We start from the raw sequence: 17697 nt of genomic DNA, 5'->3' as shown, positions 1-17697 counted from the left end.
CAGGCGGCCAATCCAGGTCGAGCGGCGCGCTCCGACGGCGTAGCAAGCGGCCAATCCAGGTCGAGCGACGCGCTCCGACGGCGTCGAGACCGACGCGACGCTGCCTCCGCTGGCTGGCCCTCGGAGCGGTCAAGTAGGCGCCATCGCATCAAAATTCGGCCTGATCATGACGAGATTCACGTAATCCGTTCGCATTTGTCGCGTCAATCTGTCGTTTTGTGCCGCTGTTCTCCGAAAGGGTCGTCGGCTCTCCCATCGCGATAGGCGCGTCCTCAAGGTTCTTGCGCCTTTCACGAGGCGGCCCACGGCTTGCTAGACGCCCGGGCAGCCATGGCAAACCGCTCCTCCGCCAGGTTGCTCCACGTCGCCGTCGTCGCGGACAATCCGGAGACGATCGACGCGCTTCATGCCTACTTCAGCCAGGCCGGGGTTGCGTCGAACGGCAAAAGGACATTGAACGACGCGCACAGGATGGCGCCCGCGGCGACCGCCCTGGTCCTGTTCCCCGACGACTTCGATCCCGGCGACATCGTGACGTTCATCACGTCGCTGCGGAGCGCGCGACCGAAGCTCCTCATCCTCCTCGTGACGGGCACACCACAGTCCTTTCGCTCCGCGCTGGGGCCAGACGGCCATTCCTTGCCACCCATGGTGCTGCCGAAGCCGGCGTTTGGCTGGACCATCCTCGACGCTCTTCGCGCGCACGCTCATTCGGAGTCCATATGACTGCTTCAATCATTCGGCGGAATTCACCTCCTGCCGGCGCGGCGCGACGCGCCAGCCGACGTCGCGAGAGGACAGCAAGGTGACGGGATCTCTGCTCCTCAGCGTGCCCGTGCTGCTCGTCGGGGCGGCGCTCTCGCTGGGCCTGCGCTCGAACGGCGCGCGAGGCGCGGCCGCGATCGCCTCGCAAGCGCTGGCCGCCGCGCTCGCGCTCGCGAGGGCCGTCCCCATCCTCCGAGGCGGCGAGGCGCTGGAGATCGTGTGGCGCTGGCCGACGCCCATCGACAGCATGGCGTTCCGCGTCGACGCGCTCGGAGCGTTCTTCCTCGCGTGGTCCCTTCCGATGACGCTGCTCGGCACGATCTACGCCGTCGGATACCTCCGCCCCTACTTCGATCGAGGGAGGAACGGCGGCCCACACTTCGCTCTCTTGAACATGGTCGCGCTGTCCTTCGTGCTGATCTACTCGGTGCAGAACGCCCTCGTGTTCTTGCTGGGATGGGAGATCGCCGCCCTCGCAGCGTGGCTGCTCGTCATCTGGGATTACCGCAACCAGAAGATCCGCTTCGCCGGCTTCAACTATCTCATTTCAACCCATGTCGGGCTCTTCGTCCTCGTCGCGGCGTTCATGCTGCTCCACAGCAAGACCGACTCCATGGACCTCGCCGTGTTCGGCGAGTTCCTGTCGAGCCAGGACCCGGCGCGGGGGACGCTCTTCCTGCTCCTCGGGGTGTCGTTCGCGCTGAAATCCGCGTTCTTTCCGTTTCACACGTGGCTTCCCCGGGCTCACTCCGCGGCGCCGGCGCACATCTCGGCGCTCATGTCGGGCGTGATTCACAAGGCCGGCCTCTTCGCCTTTCTCCGCTTCACGCTGCTCATGGGACGACCCGACGAGTGGATGGGATGGAGCGTGCTCGGCTTCGGCGCGCTCTCCGCGTTCTTCGGCGTCCTCTCCACGTCGGCCGAGCGCGATCTGAAGCGCCTGCTCGGGTACTCGTCGACCGAGAACGTCGGCATCGCGGCGATGGGCCTCGGGGTGGGATACCTCGGATGGACCTGGGGAGTCCCCGCGCTGACCCTGTGCGGCTTCGGCGGCGGGCTCCTGCACATCCTGAATCACGCGCTGTTCAAGTGCCTCCTGTTCTACGCCGCTGGAGCGATCTACCGCGCTGCGCACACCGTCGATCTCGAGCGGCTCGGCGGGCTCGCGAAGCGCCTCCCGCGGACATCCGTCCTCTTCCTCATCGGATGCCTGGCCATCTCGGCGCTCCCGCCGCTCAACGGCTTCGTCAGCGAGCTCCTGATCTACGCCGGGCTCCTCGCGGGGCGCGCGCCTTCCAGTCAAGGCAGCGCGGTGACCATCGCTGCGGCGGCGGCGCTGGCCTTCGTCGGCGCGGTGAGCGCGCTGTCGATGACGCGGGCCTTCGGCCTCACCTTCCTCGGCGTGCCTCGGGAGCCAGGGCTCCACGTCGGCGAGGACGCGCCGGGTTCGATGCTCTGGCCCATGGTGGTTCACGCCGCGTTCGTGATCGCCATCGGCGTCGCTCCAGACCTGGGCATCGCAGCGATAGGCGCCGCGCTGAGGCTCTTTCCCATCGAGTCCAGCGCGAGCACGCTGCCAGCCCTGCTCACCCCGCTCGCATGGGCCAGCCGCGCGCTCGCCGGCGCCCTGCTCGTCGCCGGCGTGATCGGCTGGCGTCGAGGTCTGGCGGCGCGGCGGAGCGTCACGTGGGGGTGCGGAACCACCGCCACCTCCGCTCGCATGCAGTACACGGGGAGCTCGTTCTCCGAGCAGTTCACGCGAATCTTCGCATCCTTCTTGCCGTCGCTTCGAAGGGAGCGGCTGCCCGAAGGGCCATTCCCGCAGCAGCCCGGCCATCTTTCAACACACCACGTCGACGCCGTCGAGCGACGCATGTTCGAGGTGCTCGGGCACGGAGAGAGCTTCATCGCTCAAGCGTTTGAGCGCATCCCAGAACAGCCGCGCTTCGCGTTCTCCGCAGGGTTCGTCGTGCTCGTCATCATCGGCGCGATGGTGATCGGAGGGGTCGGCCGATGATGCTCACCCGCCTCGCGAACGTCGCCGCGCTCGTCGTCATGCCGTTCGTCCTCACCGGTGTGATCAACCGCGTGAAGTCGCTGTGGTCCGGACGCAAGGGACCGCCGATCCTTCAGCTCGCCCATGACGTGAGGCGACTCTTCCGGAAATCGTCTGTCTACAGCACGACGACGACACCGATCTTCCGGATCGCGCCGTACGTGTTCCTCGCGACCGCGGTGGGCTCCGCCCTCATCGCGCCTCTCCTCGGTTCGACGCCCCTCGCGTCGTTCCAGCTCGATTTCGTGTGGTTCGCGTACGTGTGGGGGCTCGGCCGCGTCGCCGTCATGCTCGCCGCGCTCGACACGGGGAGCGCGTTCGAGGGGATGGGCGCAGCGCGGGAGGCCGTGTTCTCGTCGCTCCTCGAGCCTGCGCTGTTCCTCGTCACCGGCGCGCTGAGCTTCGTCGGGGGCCGACGTACCCTGCACGAGGCGCTGGCGCCGCACCTCCACGCCGGCGCACCCGCGTTCGTCTGGGGCGCCGCGGTCGTGGCGATGCTCATCGTGCTTCAGGTCGAGACGGCGCGCATGCCCGTCGACGACCCGACGACCCACCTCGAGCTCACGATGGTGCATGAGGTCATGATCCTCGACCACAGCGGCCCGGATCTCGCGTGCATCCACCTCGGCTCCGCGATCAAGCTCTTCGTCGGCGCGTCCATCGTCGCGACGCTCCTCAACCCGTGGGCGGGCTCCGGCGGCGCGGCCTGCGCCACCGCGAACCTCGCCTTGACCCTCGCGGCCGGCGTCGTGATTGGCACGATCGAATCCCTGGTAGCCCGGCTGAAGCTGCGCTCTGTTCCCCAGTACATCGTCGTCGCGCTCGCCGCTGGCGTCGTCGCGCTCCTCGCGACCGTGTGGCGGGCGGGGGCCCCCGAATGAGCCCTCTCTTGAATACGCTGCTCGGCGTGCTGCTCATCCCCCTGTTCGTCGCGACGTGGCGGACGAGCCTGCTCGGCCTGTCCTGTCAAGGGTTCTTGATGGCGTGGGTGGCGTACCGCCTGCATCCGGACCTCGACACCGTGAGCGACTGGGTCACCCTGGGCGATCTGGTCCTCCTGCGCGGGCTCGCCGCGCCGATCGCGCTCTACCGCGTGCTTCGATCGCAGAACGCGCCCAAGCGCAACGACGTCATCTCGCCGAACCTGCTCTCTTGGACGATCGCCCTCGGCATCGTCCTCCTCGCCTTCAACTTCTCCGAATCGCTCGTCCCCGAGCACGGAGAACGGCGAACGCTCGTCGCGGTGGCCGCGGCTGGGGTGCTGCTCGGCTTCCTGGTGCTATCGACGCAATCCGGTCCGTTCAGCCAGATGGTGGGCGTTCTTCGCATCGAGAACGCGATCGCCCTGTTCGAGCTCAGCGGTGCGCATGAGCATGACGCGCTCGCCATTCAGCTCGGTCAGGTCGCCGTCGTCGCGGTGACGATCGCGCTCTATCGCTGGTACCTCAAGATGCTCGGCGCGAGCACCGTCGCGCAGCCCGAGAGCCCTGTGGAGGGGCCCACGTTATGAGCTCGATCGCCCTCGTCCTGCTTCCTGCGCTGGCATCCGTGGCGCTCCTCGCGCGCGCCGCCCGCGAACGAGCCACGCTGGTCCTGGTCGGCGCTTCTGCGATCACCACCGCCCTCGCGATCATGGGAGCCGCGACGCCCCCCGACGTCCCGGGCCTCCTCGGGGGCTTCCTTCGCGTGGACGCGACTTCACGGCTCTTCATGACCGTCGTGGACTCGATCTTCCTCGGCATCTCTTTGTACGTGATGCATCGGGTGTACACGACCCCGGCGCTCCGCAAGGACATCGCGCGGTTCGTGTGGCTGGCTCTCTTGTTCCTGGCTGCAGCGAACGCGGCGCTGCTCGCGAATCACCTGGTGTTGCTCTGGATCGCGCTCGAGGCGACCACCCTCGCGGCCGCGCCCCTCATCGCGCGACCCGGCATCCCCGCGTCCCATCGGGCGTCATGGCGCTATTTGCTCTTCTCGTCCGTCGGGCTCGGCGTGCTCCTCGTCGGCTTCATCTGCCTCGGGCGCGGGCTCGAGGCCGGCGGCCAGGCTCCGACGTTCTTCCTCGATCGCCTCCTCGCGCCTCCCGCGCTCCCGGTGAACAGCTGGACGAAGCTCGGGGCCGCGCTGGCGCTCCTCGGGCTGGGCACCAAGCTCGGCCTCGCGCCGATGTACAGCTGGCTTCCGGAGGCCTACGACGAAGCCCCGCCGGCCGTCGCGGCGCTCCTCGGCGCCATCCAGTTCAACTGCGTCCTCGTCGCGCTCTTCCGCGTCGTTCAGGTGCTCCGACCGACCCATGCGGCGCTTCTGGCAGGCGAGCTCCTCACGATGGGCATCGTCTCGGTGGTCGTGTCGACGGTCGGCATCATTGCGACTCGCAACCTGAAGCGCCTCATCGCTTATGCGTCGATCAACCACGCCGGAGTGATCGCGATCGGCCTCGGCGTCGGCAAGTCGGCGTCCTACGGACTTCTGCTCTACGTCCTCAGCAACGCCTTCATCAAGGCGCTCCTCTTCCTCACGGCGGGCACGATCAAGGCTCACTATCACACCAAGGACACGCGCGCGATATCGGGCCTCATCGAGGACCTCCCGTACAGCGGTGGGTTCTTGATGGTAGGCACCTTCGCCCTGCTCGGCTTCCCCCCGTTCGGCAGCTTTCTCGGAGAGCTCCTGATCCTGTCTGCCCTCGTCGGCTCGGGGCAGATGCTCGTCTTCGCCGCCTTCTGCGTGCTGATCACGATGACGTTCGTGGCGACGGGACGAGCGGTGTTCCCGATGATCTGGGGTGAGCCCACGAGGCAGCGCAGCTGGCCTCGGCAGACGCTGCCGGTCGCGCTGCCCAAGCTCGGGTTCCTCGTCGCGCTGGTCGTGCTGGGCGTCTACATCCCGCCGCCCATCAACGCGCTGCTCGCACAGGTGGCTGGTTGCCTGGAGGGGCCGTGAGAGAGTCGACGACCGTCCACCAGGTCGCCGTGGGCGCGATCCCGAGGCTCGAGCCGGGGCCGTGGCGCGACGAGCTCTTGCAGCAGCTCCGCGCGGACATGCGTGTGGTCACGCTGTATGGCAGGCGCGACGTCGACCGTGTCGCGGTCACGGCGGTCCTTCAGGCGCCGGACCGCGCCCTGCACGTCTCGAGGACCGAGGTGGCCGCGGAGCGCGGGTACCACGCGATGACGACAGAGCATGCCGCGCTTCACTGCTTCGAGCGCGAGCTCCACGAGCAGACCGGCGTGCGGATCGCCGGACATCCGTGGCTCAAGCCGATCCGCTACGAGGGGCAGGAGCAGTCGGCGATGAGCTCGCACCCGTTCTACAAGATCGAAGGGAAGGAGGTGCACGAGGTCGCTGTCGGCCCCATCCATGCCGGGGTGATCGAGCCCGGCTCCTTTCGCTTCATGTGCCTGGGGGAGCAGGTGCATCACCTGGAGATCCATCTCGGTTATCAGCACCGCGGCGTCGAGCGCCGCCTCCTCGAGCGTGACCCGCGGAGCCTGACCCCGCTCATCGAGACCATCGCGGGAGATACAAGCGTCGCTCACGCATGGGCGCACTGTTCCGCCCTCGAGAGCCTCGCGGGATGCCGGCTGGACATCGAGGTCGAGCTCGCCAGGGCGGTCGCCCTCGAGCTCGAGCGGGTCGCGATGCACCTGTCGACGCTCGCCGGCATGGCGGCGGACGTCGGGTTTCTGCAGGGAGCGACGACGTACGGCCGACTCCGAACCACGGCGATCAACACGATGATGCGGCTCTGTGGCAGCCGCTTCGGCAAAGGAGCGCTACGCCCCGGTGGAGTCCGGATGCGGCTGCCGCCGGAGACGCTGCCTGACATCCGGGCGAACCTCGACCTGCTGCAAGCAGATCTGCCGATCATCAACGATTGCTTTCTCATGGCGCGAACGGTCCAGCACCGCCTGCGTTCCACGGGGACGTTGACGACCGCGCAAGCGCGGGAGCTCGGGCTCGTCGGGCTGGCCGCGCGCGCCTCGGGGATCGAGCTCGACGCGCGCCACCTCACGGAGCACGGGGCGTACAGCGTGGTGCCCATCCAGCCCGCCGTCTTGCCGGACGGCGACTGCTGGGCACGTGCGCGTATCCGCATCGCGGAGATCGAGGCGTCCCTGTCGTGGATGTCGGCCGTCATCGCGCTCTACGCGAACTGGGAGCGCCCGCGGCCATCGATCGGCGAGCTCGCGCCGAACCAGCTCGCCATCTCGGTCGTCGAGGGCTTTCGGGGAGAGGTCGTCCACTGCATCGAGACCGGCGCGCACGGTGAGGTGGTCCATTACAAGGTCCAGGATCCATCGCTCCGCAACTGGATGGGCCTCGCCCTCGCGGTGCGCGGCAACGAGATCTCGGACTTCCCGATCTGCAACAAGAGCTTCGACCTCTCCTACTGCGGGAACGATCTATGAGCATGTTCTTGTCGCTCCGTGTACGTGCCTCCCAGGGCACGCAGGCCATCGCGGATCTCCGCAAGGCAACGCCGACCGGGTTCCGCGGTCGCCCGAGGATCCGTCGCGACCCGTGCGCGGCCGATTGCAGCGCGTGCCGTGACGCGTGTCCGACCCAGGCCATCCGGCTGGCTCCGGTGACGCTCGATCTGGGCCGCTGCGTCTTCTGCGACGCCTGCGCGGAGGGCTGCCCCGAGGCGAAGATCGAGTTCACGCCGGAGCCGAGGATGGGCGGGAACGAGCCCTCTGATCTCACGGTCCGAGAGGGCGAGGAGGAGATCGTGCGGGTCCGCGCCTCCGCGGCGTTCTCGAGGTTGTTCGGGCGGTCTCTGAAGATGCGCCAGGTCTCGGCCGGCGGCTGCAACGCCTGTGAGCTCGAGCTGAACGCCGTCACCAACGTCAACTTCGATGTGCAGCGGTTCGGGATCGAGTGGGTGGCCTCTCCGCGGCACGCGGATGCGCTCGTCCTGACAGGCCCGCTCACGCGCACCATGAAGGAGGCGGTTCAGCTGGCCTGGGATGCGATGCCCGAGCCGCGGTTCATCGTCGCCGTGGGGGCCTGCGCCATCTCCGGGGGGCTCTACGACGGCGCCGCGGGCGTCGACCGCGGCTTCCTGGAGCGCGTCGGCCCTTCACTCTACGTCCCTGGATGTCCGCCGCACCCGCTCACCTTCGTGAACGCGATACTCGATCTGCTCGGGATCGCGTGACGCGCAGCGGCGCGTCACGCGTCGTCGTGGTGATCAGAGCTCGTCCGCAGGTAGGCCCGGACCGGCAGCCACGAGGCGCGCCTTTCGCCACATCCGCAGGACGTTTGGGAGCTCCCGATCGACGCGGACTTCGTCATAGCTGTCCGGCACCCGCCCGCCGAATCCGTTGTACGTCAGGAGATAGGTCCCGAGCGGCGCCTCGTTGAGGAGCTCTTCGGCGGCCGCGGTGTCGCGCTGGTATCGATCGACCCCCAGCTCGACGTCTTCATCGAGGTGGTCTTCTCGTCCGAAGAGATTCTCGCCGAACGGGTTGAAGAAGTAGTAGGCGTCCGCGCGAGGGACTTCCGCTCTCCCCAGGGCGGCCTCGACGAAACGAACGCGGTCCTCGATCTCGTAGACCCGCGCGAGGCCGCGCGCCGCCATGACCAGCCGAGATCGCTGCTCGATCCCCGTGAAGTGGCTGCGTCCCGCCAGCGCCGCCGCCACGCAGAACTTGCCGGCGCCCGACCCGACGTCGACGACGGTGCGCACGTCGTGCTCGTCCAGCCACTGGGCCGCGCGAACAGCGACCTCGATCGGCGTCCAGAACTGAGCGGAGACGCGGCGCAGCTCGTCGGGAAGGAAGCGGTCGAAGTCGTGATTTCGGGGGCTGCGCCCCGCTCGCAGCGCCTGCGCGACGGCGCCTGCCAGTGGTCCGGCCGCGCGGCCATCTATGGAGGAAATGTTTGTGTCGCGGCAGACGTTCGCCGCCGAAGTTTTGGTATGGTCTTCCACGAGTTCTCCCAGATCAGCTCAATGCAGCGAATCGTGCAGCCGCTTGACGAGCGATCGGTGCTCGGCCAGCAGCGCCGCGGGGAGTCGATCCGCGAACTTGCGAAGGAACTCGAGGACGCCGTCGGCTTCCCTCAACCACGCGCCGCTGTCGACCGCGAGCAGCTGGAAGAGCGCGTCTTTCGAGAGGTCCATCCCGGTCAGGTCGATTCCCCCTTCATGCGGAAGGAGGCCGATCGCGGACTCGCGCGCGGTCGCCGTGCCCTCGACACGCTCGAGAATCCACTTGAGGACGCGGATATTGTCGCCGAACCCGGGCCACAGGGGGCGCCCGTCGTCCCCCGTCCGGAACCAGTTGACATGAAAGATCTTCGGCGGACGACTGAGTCCCTTCCCAACGGCCATCCAGTGCGCAAAGTAATCGCCCATATTGTACCCGCAGAAGGGGAGCATCGCCATGGGATCGTTTCTGAGGACGCCCACAGCGCCGGTCGCCGCGGCGGTCGTCTCGCTCGCCATGGTCGCACCGACGTAGACGCCGTGACGAAAGCTCCGCGCTTCGTAGACGAGGGGGGCGAGCTTCGATCGGCGCCCCCCGAAGAGGATGGCCGAGATCGGCACCCCCGTGGCGAGATCGAAGGAGCCTGCCGCGCTGGGACACTGCCGCAGCGGGACGGTGAAGCGCGAGTTCGGATGCGCGGCAGGAGACGTCGCGGAGCCTTTCGTCCACTTCGCGCCGCGCCAATCCTCGATGACCTCGTGCTCGTCGAGCTGGGACATCCCCTCCCACCATACGCGACGGCCCGCGCGCAGCGCGACGTTCGTGAAGATCACATCGTGCGCGAGCGACTTCATCGCGTTCGGGTTGGTCTTGAGGCTGGTCCCTGGTGCGACGCCGAACATGCCGTTCTCCGGGTTGATGGCCCAGAGCCGTCCGTCGCTGCCAGGGTGCATCCAGCAAATATCGTCACCCACCGTCTCGACCTTCCACCCCGGGATCGAGGGGACGAGCATCGCCAGGTTGGTCTTGCCGCACGCGCTCGGGAAGGCAGCCGTGACGTAGTGCGTGCGCCCCTCGGGGCTCGTCAAGCCGAGGATGAGCATGTGCTCGGCGAGCCAGCCTTCCGCGCGCGCTTGCGCGCTCGCAATGCGCAGCGCGTGGCACTTCTTGCTGAGCAAGGCGTTGCCGCCATACCCCGAGCCGATGCTCCAGATCTCGAGGGTCTCGGGAAAATGGACGACGAAGCGCCTGTCCGGCGAGAGGTCCCCGAGGCTGTGGAGGCCACGAACGAAGCTCTCCGTGGCGCCGAGGTGACCGAGCGCCGCGCGGCCCATGCGGGTCATGATCCGGAGATTGAGAGCGACGTATGGGCTGTCGGTAAGCTCGACCCCGACGCGGCTGAAGGGCGAACCCGCGGGGCCCATCAGGTACGGCACAACGTACATCGTCCGGTCCTTCATCGCGCCTGCGAAGAGCGGCCATACGCGCGCCTGCGCCTCCTCTCGGCTCATCCAGTGGTTCGTGGGCCCCGCGTCCTCCTGTCGTCGCGTCGAGATGAAGGTGAGGTGCTCCGTCCTCGCGACGTCCGTTGGATCCGATCGATGCAGGAATGAACGAGGGTGGGTCCGTGGATCCAGCTCGATGAACGAACCGGAGAGCGCCATGTCGCGCTCGAGGGTGGCCCGCTCCTCCTCGCTCCCGTCGCACCAACGGATGCGTGCGGGGCGCGTGTGTTCGGCGATCGCCTGGACCCAGGCGCGGAGCGCGCGGTTCGTCGTGGGAGTTTCGTTCATGGTCTTGGTCTTGGTCACAGCAGAATCCGTGCCGGAGCAGGGGCTGGCCGTGCACCGCGCCAGGAGCGCTCGAAGCGGCGCGCTTTCTCGGCATTTCCAGGGCGAACAGCCGACGAATTTCGCCAGTCGAGGGGCGACGTGGATCGCGGGAGCCGATCTCGCGGTCGGGCTTGCAGGTTGCGACAAGATCGCCCACTATTTCTCGCGTGCGAGAGCGAAAACGACGACCTGACGTGGTGTTTGAGCCGATCATGCGCTCCCACGCCATGAAGAAGGCGGACCAGATCCTTCGCGCCGTCGCCGCGAAGGACGTCACCCTGACGCTGATCGGCGAGAGCGGCTCCGGCAAGGAGGTGCTGGCGAGGCGCGCGCACGAGCTCTCGGAGCGCCGGCGGGGGCCGTTCGTGCCCATCAATTGCGCGGCCATCCCCGACGCGCTCTTCGAAAGCGAGCTCTTCGGTCACGAGCGCGGCGCGTTCACCGGGGCAAGCGAGCGGGCGAAGGGAAAAGTCGAAGCGGCCGAGCGGGGCACGCTCTTGCTCGACGAGATCGGTGATATGCCGATGCCGATGCAGGCGAAGCTCCTGCGATTCCTCGAAAACCGCCGCTACATGCGCGTCGGCGGCGCGACGAAGATCGACGCGGATGTCCGGTTGATGTTCGCCACGCTACGACCCCTCGATCAGGAGGTGCGCGCGGGTCGTTTTCGCGCCGACCTGTTCTATCGAATCCAGGGCATCACGCTCAATGTCCCCGCTTTGCGTGAGCGACGCGCTGACATCCAGCCCCTGCTGAATCAGTTCACCGCGCAGCACTCGGCGCGACACGGGGTCCGCCCGCCGAGGTTCAGCCGGCAGGCCAAGGCGCTGCTGCTCCGTTACGACTGGCCTGGCAACGTGCGCGAGCTCCGGAACGTCGTGGAGACGCTCTGCTTGCTCCGGGATGGGCGGCAGGTGCGCGTGGCCGATCTGCCCGAGAGCGTCCGTTCGCTGGCCGTGTCGGAAGAAGCCGCGGCGGGCGTGTCGCGCGCCAGCACCTCGCCCGCGCTCGACCTCGACGACGGGTTGGAGTCGCTCATCCAGCAGATCGTCGAGGCGGCGCTGGAGCGCGACGGGGGCGACAAGGTCAAGGCGGCGGCGCGACTTCGGATCAGCCTGAGGACGGTGCAACGCTACGTCGCAGCGGGGCGCGTGCGGGTGCCAAGCGGGCCTGTCCGTGGAGAGCAGAGGGCGGCGAAGAAATGAGCCGCGTCGGCCCGGCCGGCTGCCGACTACCGAGGTTGGGGCTGCCTGCAGGTCGCGGTAACGACCGGAGCCGACCAGGTCGCGGTAACATGTCTCGCTGGGCTCACTCGCGTTCAGCTATCAGAACGAAGCGCTCGCGCACGCGCGCCTCATTCGACTCGTGACGGACGTGGATCTCATACCGGCCCGGCTGAGCCACGGCCACGCCGAGCGGCGCGTCGCCGCGGTAGCTCGTCAGCCTGTGTGAGCAGCGCTCCTGCCGGCAGTGCTGCTCCAGCGATCCACCTTCGCCGTCGGGCAGCCGCACGCGCACGTGCTCCGGCACCTTAAGCTGGACCACCGCCGGCTCGTCCGCGTGGCGGTGAGTCCACAGATCGAGGTGCGTCCACGCGTGCCCTTCGTCAGGCAAGGCGACGGCACGCTCCTCGGATCGCTCGATCGCCGGAGAGCACGCGCCCCTGTCGCCCGCCGCGAAGACGGCGACCGCCAGCGCGGCAAGCGCCGGGGCTGCGATGAACGCCCTCCACCCCCAGCTGTCGCTCGCCCGCTGCGAGCGCGCGCCGCCGGCCGCCGCCGGGCGCTCAGGTCGCTCGGGGAGCTTGCTCAGCGCGCGCTCGACGCGCTCTCTCCGGCGGCGGCCTTCGCCGCGCTCGGCGCCTACCTGCTGCTCCTTCGCACGCCGAGCGAGCGGGTCGTGTCGCGCGTCGTGCTCTCCACGCTCGCGCTCTCGCTCGCGGCCTCGCTGGCGATATGGCTCTCGGCCGTCACGGCGCCCTACGCGGTCGTCCCGGTGGCGCTCGGCCGCTGGTTCGAGCTCGGCGACCATGCGTTCGAGGTCGTCCTGCTCGTCGAGCGGCTGTCGGCGACGATGATGCTCCTCGTCTCGCTGATCGCGCTCCTGGTCGGCAGGTTCTCGGTGGCGTACCTGCACCGCAAGCCGGGCTTCGCGCGCTTCTTCCTGCTCCTCGCGCTGTTCTCGACGGGGATGCTGGGGCTCGTGTCGGCGGGCTCCGTCGACCTCCTCTTCGCCGGCTGGGAGCTCGCCGGCGCGACGAGCGTGCTGCTCGTGGCCTCCTTCCACGAGCGCGAGGCGCCGCCGCGGGCCGCGGTGCGGGTGTACATCACCTACCGGCTCTGCGACATCGGGCTGCTCGGGGGCGCGGTGCTCATGCACGACGTCGCCCGCTCCTCGCAGTGGGGCGAGGTGTTCGGCGGCTCGCCGTGGCCCGGGGGCGCCGCGTCGCTCGGGCCCGGCGCGGCCACGGCGCTCGCGCTGTGCCTGTTCCTCGCCGCGATGGGCAAGAGCGCGCAGCTTCCTCTGGGCAGCTGGCTGCCGCGGGCCATGGAGGGGCCGACGCCATCGAGCGCGCTCTTCTACGGCGCCATCTCGGTGCACGCCGGGGTGTACCAGCTGCTGCGCGCCCCCTCGGCGCTCCGCGACGCGCAGGACATCCGGGCCGCGCACGCCGGCGAGCCGCTGCCGCACCTCGGGCTCGCTGGCCGTCTCTTGCCGGCGGCGCTCGTGCGGCGCGCGTACTGGCTGTCGCTCGACCGCGGGCTGCAGGAGCGGCTGGTCGCGGCGCCGCTGATGCGCCTCGGGCGCCTGCTCGACCGGAGCGAGCGCCGCTGGGGGGCGGCGCTGAGCGGCTGGCCTGAGCGCACCCCCGCGGCGCCCGGCGACGAGGGCGCGCGCGGAGAGACAGAGATCGCGGCGGCCTTCCAGCCCCGCGCGCGCGACACGAAGAGGGCTCGCACGTGAACGCCTTTCCGCTCCTCGGGACGCTCGTCCTCACGCCCGCGATCGCGGCGCTGTTCGCCGCCCGGGCGCGCAGCGACGAGCGCGCGCGCCGCGTCGCCCTCATCGGCGCGGCGCTCACCCTGCTCCTCTCGCTGCTGCCGCTCGCGCTCTCCCACGCCGGCGTCGCGCTCACCGCCGGGGGGCCCACCCTGCCGCTCCTCGGCGCGCGCCTCCGCCTCGGCGTCGACGGCTTCACCATCACGTTGCTCCCGCTGCTCGGCTTCGTCCTGCTCGCCCTGCTCGCCGCGAGCCCGCGCGCCGCGATCGATCCGCCCGGCGCCGCCGCGCTGCTCGCCACCGGCAGCGCCATCCTCGGCGTGTTCTGCGCGGTCGATCTCGCGGTGCTCGCGGCCGCGTGGGTCGCCGCCCTCGTGCCGGTGGATCGCCTGGTCGCCAGGAAGGGCGCCGAGGACCCGCTCCTCCGGCGCACCTGCCGCATCTTCCTGCTGGGAGGCACGGCGCCGCTCGTCGTGGCGATCGGCGCCATCGCCGTGCTCGCCGCGCGCCAGGGCGCGGCCCTGCCGTTCGACGTCGAGGAGATCGCCCGCGCCGGCGTCCCCGAAGCATGGCAGTCGCCGCTGTTCGCGCTCGTCGGCATCGCCGTGCTGATGCGCATGGCCGCCGTGCCGTTCCACGGCTGGCTGCCGGTGCTGCTGGAGCGGGGGCCGCTCGGCGTGACCATCCTGCTCGCGCAGATGCAGGTCGGCGTCTGCGTGCTCGTCCGCGTGGGGGTGACGCTCCTGCCCGCGGGCTCGGCCGACGGCATGCCGATCCTCGCCGTGCTCGGCCTGATCAGCGCGCTGCACGGCGCGGTGCTCGCGCTGGTCCAGACCGATCTGCGCCGGCTGCTCGGCTACCTCGTGGCGAGCCAGAAGGGGCTCGTGCTCCTGGGGGTCGCCTCGCTGAGCCCGCAGAGCGTGAGCGGCGCGCTCCTGCAGAGCGTCGCCTTGTCGATCGCGATCACGGGGCTCGCGATGGTCGTCGGCGCGATCGAGGCGCGCGCCAGTACGGCGGACACGCGGGAGCTCGGCGGCCTCGTCGCCCGGACGCCCCGCATGGCCGCCTTTTTCTTCCTGCTCGCGTGCGCCATGATCGGGATGCCGGGGGCGCTCTCGTTCGTGAGCGAGGACCTGCTCCTGCATGGAATCTTGCACGCCCATCCCGTGCTCGCGGTGCTGGCGCTGACGGCGGCGGCGCTCAACGGGATCACGCTGTTCCGGGCGTTCCAGCGGACCTTCCTGGGGCCGCTCCGCCGCCACCTGAAGGGCGCCGCGCTGGAGGCGCTCGTGCTCCGCGAGCGAGCGTTCCTGCTCGCGCTGGTCGCGCTCACCCTGGTCCTGGGGGTGGCCCCGACGCGGCTGATCGCGATCCATGCGCCGGTGGTCGAGCGGGTCCTCCACGACGTGGCGCACGGCGCGCAGGCGCGCCTCGCGGCGGCGGCGAACCGCCGCTCCATCGACGCGGACGGCCGAGCGCCCCGCCGTGACGGACGAACGTCGCCCTGAGCCGCGTCCGGCGGATGGCGCGCGCTGCGCCCGCCGCCGCCGGGGGTGGCTCAGAGCAGGTAGCGCTCTCCCGAGTCGGGCAGCACGGTCACGATCGTCCCGCGCACCCTGCGCGCGATCTCCACGGCCGCGTGGACGTTGGCGCCGGAGCTCGGCCCGACGAGGAGCCCCTCCTCGCGGGCGAGCCGCCGCGCCATGCGCGAGGCGCCGGCCTCGGTCACCGTGAGGATCTCGTCGATGAGCGATCGCTCGAGGATCGCCGGGACGAAGCCGGGGCCGAGGCCCTGGATGCCGTGGGGGCCGGGGCCTCGCCCGGAGAGCACGGCGCTCTTCGCCGGCTCGACGGCGCAGATGCGGACAGCGCCGCCGAGCTGATCCCGGAGCACGCGCCCGCAGCCGGTCAGCGTGCCGCCGGTGCCCACGCCGACGACGAAGGCCGCGATGTCGCCGCCGGTCTGCGCGATGATCTCGAGGCCGGTGGCGCGCGCGTGGGCGCCGGGGTTCGCCGGGTTCTGGAACTGCTGGCTCATCCACCCGCCGGGGGTCGCCTCGCAGATCTCGATCGCGCGGGCGACCGCGCCGGCCATGCCCTGGCCCTCGGGCGTGAGGACGATCTCGGCGCCGTAAGCGCGGAGGACGTGCCGGCGCTCGACGCTCATGTCCTCGGGCATGACCACCACGCAGCGGTAGCCGCGCACGGCGGCGATCATCGCGAGGCTGATCCCCGTGTTGCCGCTCGTCGCCTCGACGATGGTCGACCCTCTCCTGAGGATCCCTTCGCGCTCGGCGCAGAGCACCATGCCGAGCGCCGCCCTGTCCTTGACGCTGCCGCCCGGGTTCATCGACTCGAGCTTGCCGTAGACGACGCCCCCGCCCTCGGGCGAGATCCGGGCAAGGCGGACGAGCGGCGTGCCGCCGATGAGCGACAGGGCGTCCGCAACGACCGGACCGACGCGGAGCGCGCCAGCAGGCGGAGGAGCCGAGCTCTCACCAGGCGCGTCGGGCGGACTCGGCGGTCCGTCGCCCGGTGCTCGAGGGGACGACATGCCGCCAGTGTACACGTGAACAGGGCATCCCCGGGCAACGTGCCGGAGCGCACGCCCCTCCAGGGGCGCCGGCCCGCTTTACATCGAGATCTCCGAGAGAACCCCGTAATGATCCGATGCGGCGACGCCGTTGCGGATCTCCTCGAAGACGACCCTCGACGAGAGCGGCTTGCCTCGCCCCTGCGCGTCCGGGCCGCGGACGAAGACGTAATCGATGCGGCGCGGGTACTCGTTCGTGATGGCCGCGAACGGGTTCCGCACCGGATCGAAGGTGAATCCGGGGCCCTTGCCCGTCTGGTCGAAGGTGTCGGCGAAGTACACGCTCTTCTGGTTCAGGGCGTGCAGCCCCTTCATGAACCGGATCTCCGTGGCCTCGGGCTGCGCGTTGAAGTCGCCGACGACGATGGGCGGCAGGCCCTCCATGGGCGCCTCGCGCATGACGATGTCGGCCACGGCCGCGACCTGCGCCTCGCGCACGGCGCCGTGGTGGAACTTCCAGTTGAGGTGGGTGACGAAGAACGGGATCGCGCCGTGGGGCGACCCGAGCTCGGCGAGCAGGATCGAGCGCTTCTCGTCGGTCTCACCCGTGGGCAGGGGGAACGCCTGGCTCCGCGCGATCGGCCAGCGCGACAGCACGGCGTTGCCGAAGAGCACGCCGCCGCCGAGGTCGTGCGCGGCGCCGAACGCGACCTCGTAGCCGAGCCCGTCCGCGATGCCGTCGGCCAGCGAGCGGCCCTCGTACGACAGCACCTCCTGGAGGCCGACCACGTCGGGATCGAGCTCGCGGAGACCCTCCCGGATGACCTCGAGGCGCGCCTCCCACGGGTCGTGGCGGTTCCAGATGTTCAGGCTGAGCACCCGGAGGGAGCTGCGAACACGGATGCCGGATCCGCCGTGCGGGGAGCCGCTGATCCCGGAGCCTTCTCGAGGACGTTCCATGCCGACGGGCTACGCCAGCTGCGCGCCCGGATCCAGCCGTGATACGAAGGGCCCGGCGCAGGCCGCTGCCCCTCCGGCGCGGAAGGGCGGCCTTGACCGGGAGAACCTGAATGATCACGTGTGCTCGTCGACGCGGGCGGCCAGGATCGGCCTCCTTCCGACCTCGGACCTCGCTCCGCATGACCGCGAGCTTCCTCCTGCTCGCGCTGGTCGCCGGTTGCGAGAGCAAGATGGATCCCAAGGAGTGCGACAAAGTCCGCGGCGACGCCTTCGAGATGGTGAACAAGGCGCAGCACTGCAACACGGACGCCGACTGCCGTCAGAGCGAGTGGCCGGGCTGTGCGAAGCCCATCAGCAACGCGACCTTCGACAAGATCAAGCCCCTCTCGGAGAGCTACAAGACGGGCAAGTGCGAGGAGCCCAAGGTCGACTGCAAGCCCCCGCCGGACGCCTACTGCAAGCAGGGGCTCTGCGTGCACCGCGAGATCGGCACGCCGGAAGGGGCGGGCAACACGCCCGCCGACCAGATCCAGATCCAGTGATCCCCGCCACGCCGTCCGCCAGCGAGCCCCGCGGCCCCGCGCGCGGCGCGGGCCGGCGCGCGGCGCGCTCGGGCAG

The 17697-nt window shown here is 69.8% G+C and carries 16 protein-coding genes; 11 read left to right on the top strand and 5 right to left on the bottom strand.

All coding sequences use genetic code 11. The features are described 5' to 3' along the window. Window positions 1-330: 330 nt before the first annotated feature. The 7 genes from WMF22_RS25985 to WMF22_RS25955 are packed head-to-tail and all read left to right on the top strand — an operon-like array spanning window position 331 to window position 7982. On the top strand, window positions 331-726 hold the full coding sequence (locus WMF22_RS25985) for a hypothetical protein (protein WP_437292698.1): 396 nt from the start codon (window positions 331-333) through the stop codon (window positions 724-726). Continuing rightward, the gene (locus tag WMF22_RS25980) at window positions 671-2782 is read left to right on the top strand and encodes a proton-conducting transporter transmembrane domain-containing protein (RefSeq protein ID WP_438031525.1); all 2112 of its coding nucleotides are present in this window, start codon (window positions 671-673) and stop codon (window positions 2780-2782) included. The genes WMF22_RS25985 and WMF22_RS25980 overlap by 56 nt, the downstream gene beginning before the upstream one ends. Next, complete coding sequence (locus tag WMF22_RS25975; RefSeq protein ID WP_438031524.1) at window positions 2779-3702, top strand: respiratory chain complex I subunit 1 family protein; 924 nt, start codon at window positions 2779-2781, stop codon at window positions 3700-3702. The genes WMF22_RS25980 and WMF22_RS25975 overlap by 4 nt, the downstream gene beginning before the upstream one ends. Before the next feature lie 8 nt (window positions 3703-3710). Further along, window positions 3711-4331: a hypothetical protein gene (locus WMF22_RS25970; protein ID WP_437292695.1), complete on the top strand. Its 621-nt coding sequence runs from the start codon at window positions 3711-3713 to the stop codon at window positions 4329-4331. After that, window positions 4328-5764, top strand: coding sequence for a proton-conducting transporter transmembrane domain-containing protein (locus WMF22_RS25965; protein WP_438031523.1), 1437 nt, complete (start codon window positions 4328-4330; stop codon window positions 5762-5764). The genes WMF22_RS25970 and WMF22_RS25965 overlap by 4 nt, the downstream gene beginning before the upstream one ends. After that, entirely contained in the window at window positions 5761-7233 is a 1473-nt protein-coding gene (locus tag WMF22_RS25960; RefSeq protein ID WP_438031522.1) for a hydrogenase, read from the top strand. The genes WMF22_RS25965 and WMF22_RS25960 overlap by 4 nt, the downstream gene beginning before the upstream one ends. Before the next feature lie 2 nt (window positions 7234-7235). Then, window positions 7236-7982: an NADH:ubiquinone oxidoreductase gene (locus tag WMF22_RS25955; RefSeq protein ID WP_438031521.1), complete on the top strand. Its 747-nt coding sequence runs from the start codon at window positions 7236-7238 to the stop codon at window positions 7980-7982. Between the two features lie 33 nt (window positions 7983-8015). Here WMF22_RS25955 and WMF22_RS25950 read toward each other — a convergent pair whose 3' ends face one another. After that, complete coding sequence (locus tag WMF22_RS25950) at window positions 8016-8513, bottom strand: hypothetical protein (protein WP_438031520.1); 498 nt, start codon at window positions 8511-8513, stop codon at window positions 8016-8018. Window positions 8514-8774: 261 nt separating this feature from the next. Further along, complete coding sequence (locus WMF22_RS25945) at window positions 8775-10565, bottom strand: phosphoenolpyruvate carboxykinase (GTP) (RefSeq protein ID WP_438031519.1); 1791 nt, start codon at window positions 10563-10565, stop codon at window positions 8775-8777. A gap of 152 nt (window positions 10566-10717) precedes the next feature. On the opposite strand from WMF22_RS25945, the gene WMF22_RS25940 reads away from it, so the two are divergent. Beyond that, window positions 10718-11791, top strand: a complete 1074-nt coding sequence (locus WMF22_RS25940; protein ID WP_438031518.1) for a sigma-54 interaction domain-containing protein — start codon at window positions 10718-10720, stop codon at window positions 11789-11791. A 103-nt stretch (window positions 11792-11894) separates the two neighbouring features. On the opposite strand, the gene WMF22_RS25935 is transcribed toward WMF22_RS25940, so the two are convergent. Then, window positions 11895-12200, bottom strand: a complete 306-nt coding sequence (locus WMF22_RS25935) for a hypothetical protein (protein WP_437292688.1) — start codon at window positions 12198-12200, stop codon at window positions 11895-11897. On the opposite strand from WMF22_RS25935, the gene WMF22_RS25930 reads away from it, so the two are divergent. Continuing rightward, a complete protein-coding gene (locus WMF22_RS25930) occupies window positions 12183-13550 on the top strand; it encodes a proton-conducting transporter transmembrane domain-containing protein (RefSeq protein WP_438031517.1) in 1368 nt (455 codons plus the stop codon). The two genes, WMF22_RS25935 and WMF22_RS25930, sit on opposite strands and share 18 nt — an antisense overlap. Further along, window positions 13547-15094, top strand: coding sequence for a complex I subunit 4 family protein (locus WMF22_RS25925; RefSeq protein WP_438031516.1), 1548 nt, complete (start codon window positions 13547-13549; stop codon window positions 15092-15094). The genes WMF22_RS25930 and WMF22_RS25925 overlap by 4 nt, the downstream gene beginning before the upstream one ends. 50 nt (window positions 15095-15144) lie before the next feature. Here WMF22_RS25925 and cysK read toward each other — a convergent pair whose 3' ends face one another. Further along, complete coding sequence (cysK, locus tag WMF22_RS25920; RefSeq protein ID WP_437292685.1) at window positions 15145-16140, bottom strand: cysteine synthase A; 996 nt, start codon at window positions 16138-16140, stop codon at window positions 15145-15147. A gap of 78 nt (window positions 16141-16218) precedes the next feature. Further along, window positions 16219-17079 (bottom strand): endonuclease/exonuclease/phosphatase family protein, encoded by an 861-nt coding sequence (locus WMF22_RS25915; protein WP_437292684.1) that lies wholly within the window; start codon window positions 17077-17079, stop codon window positions 16219-16221. Between the two features lie 179 nt (window positions 17080-17258). Between WMF22_RS25915 and WMF22_RS25910 the strand changes: the two genes are divergently transcribed. Next, window positions 17259-17621, top strand: coding sequence for a hypothetical protein (locus WMF22_RS25910; RefSeq protein ID WP_438031515.1), 363 nt, complete (start codon window positions 17259-17261; stop codon window positions 17619-17621). Window positions 17622-17697 lie beyond the last annotated feature (76 nt).

Source organism: Sorangium sp. So ce204 (assembly GCF_051526795.1).
GTDB lineage: Bacteria > Myxococcota_A > Polyangia > Polyangiales > Polyangiaceae > Sorangium > Sorangium cellulosum_B.
Note: the sequence above shows the minus strand (reverse complement) of the source record. Positions and strands in the feature narration are given on the sequence as shown.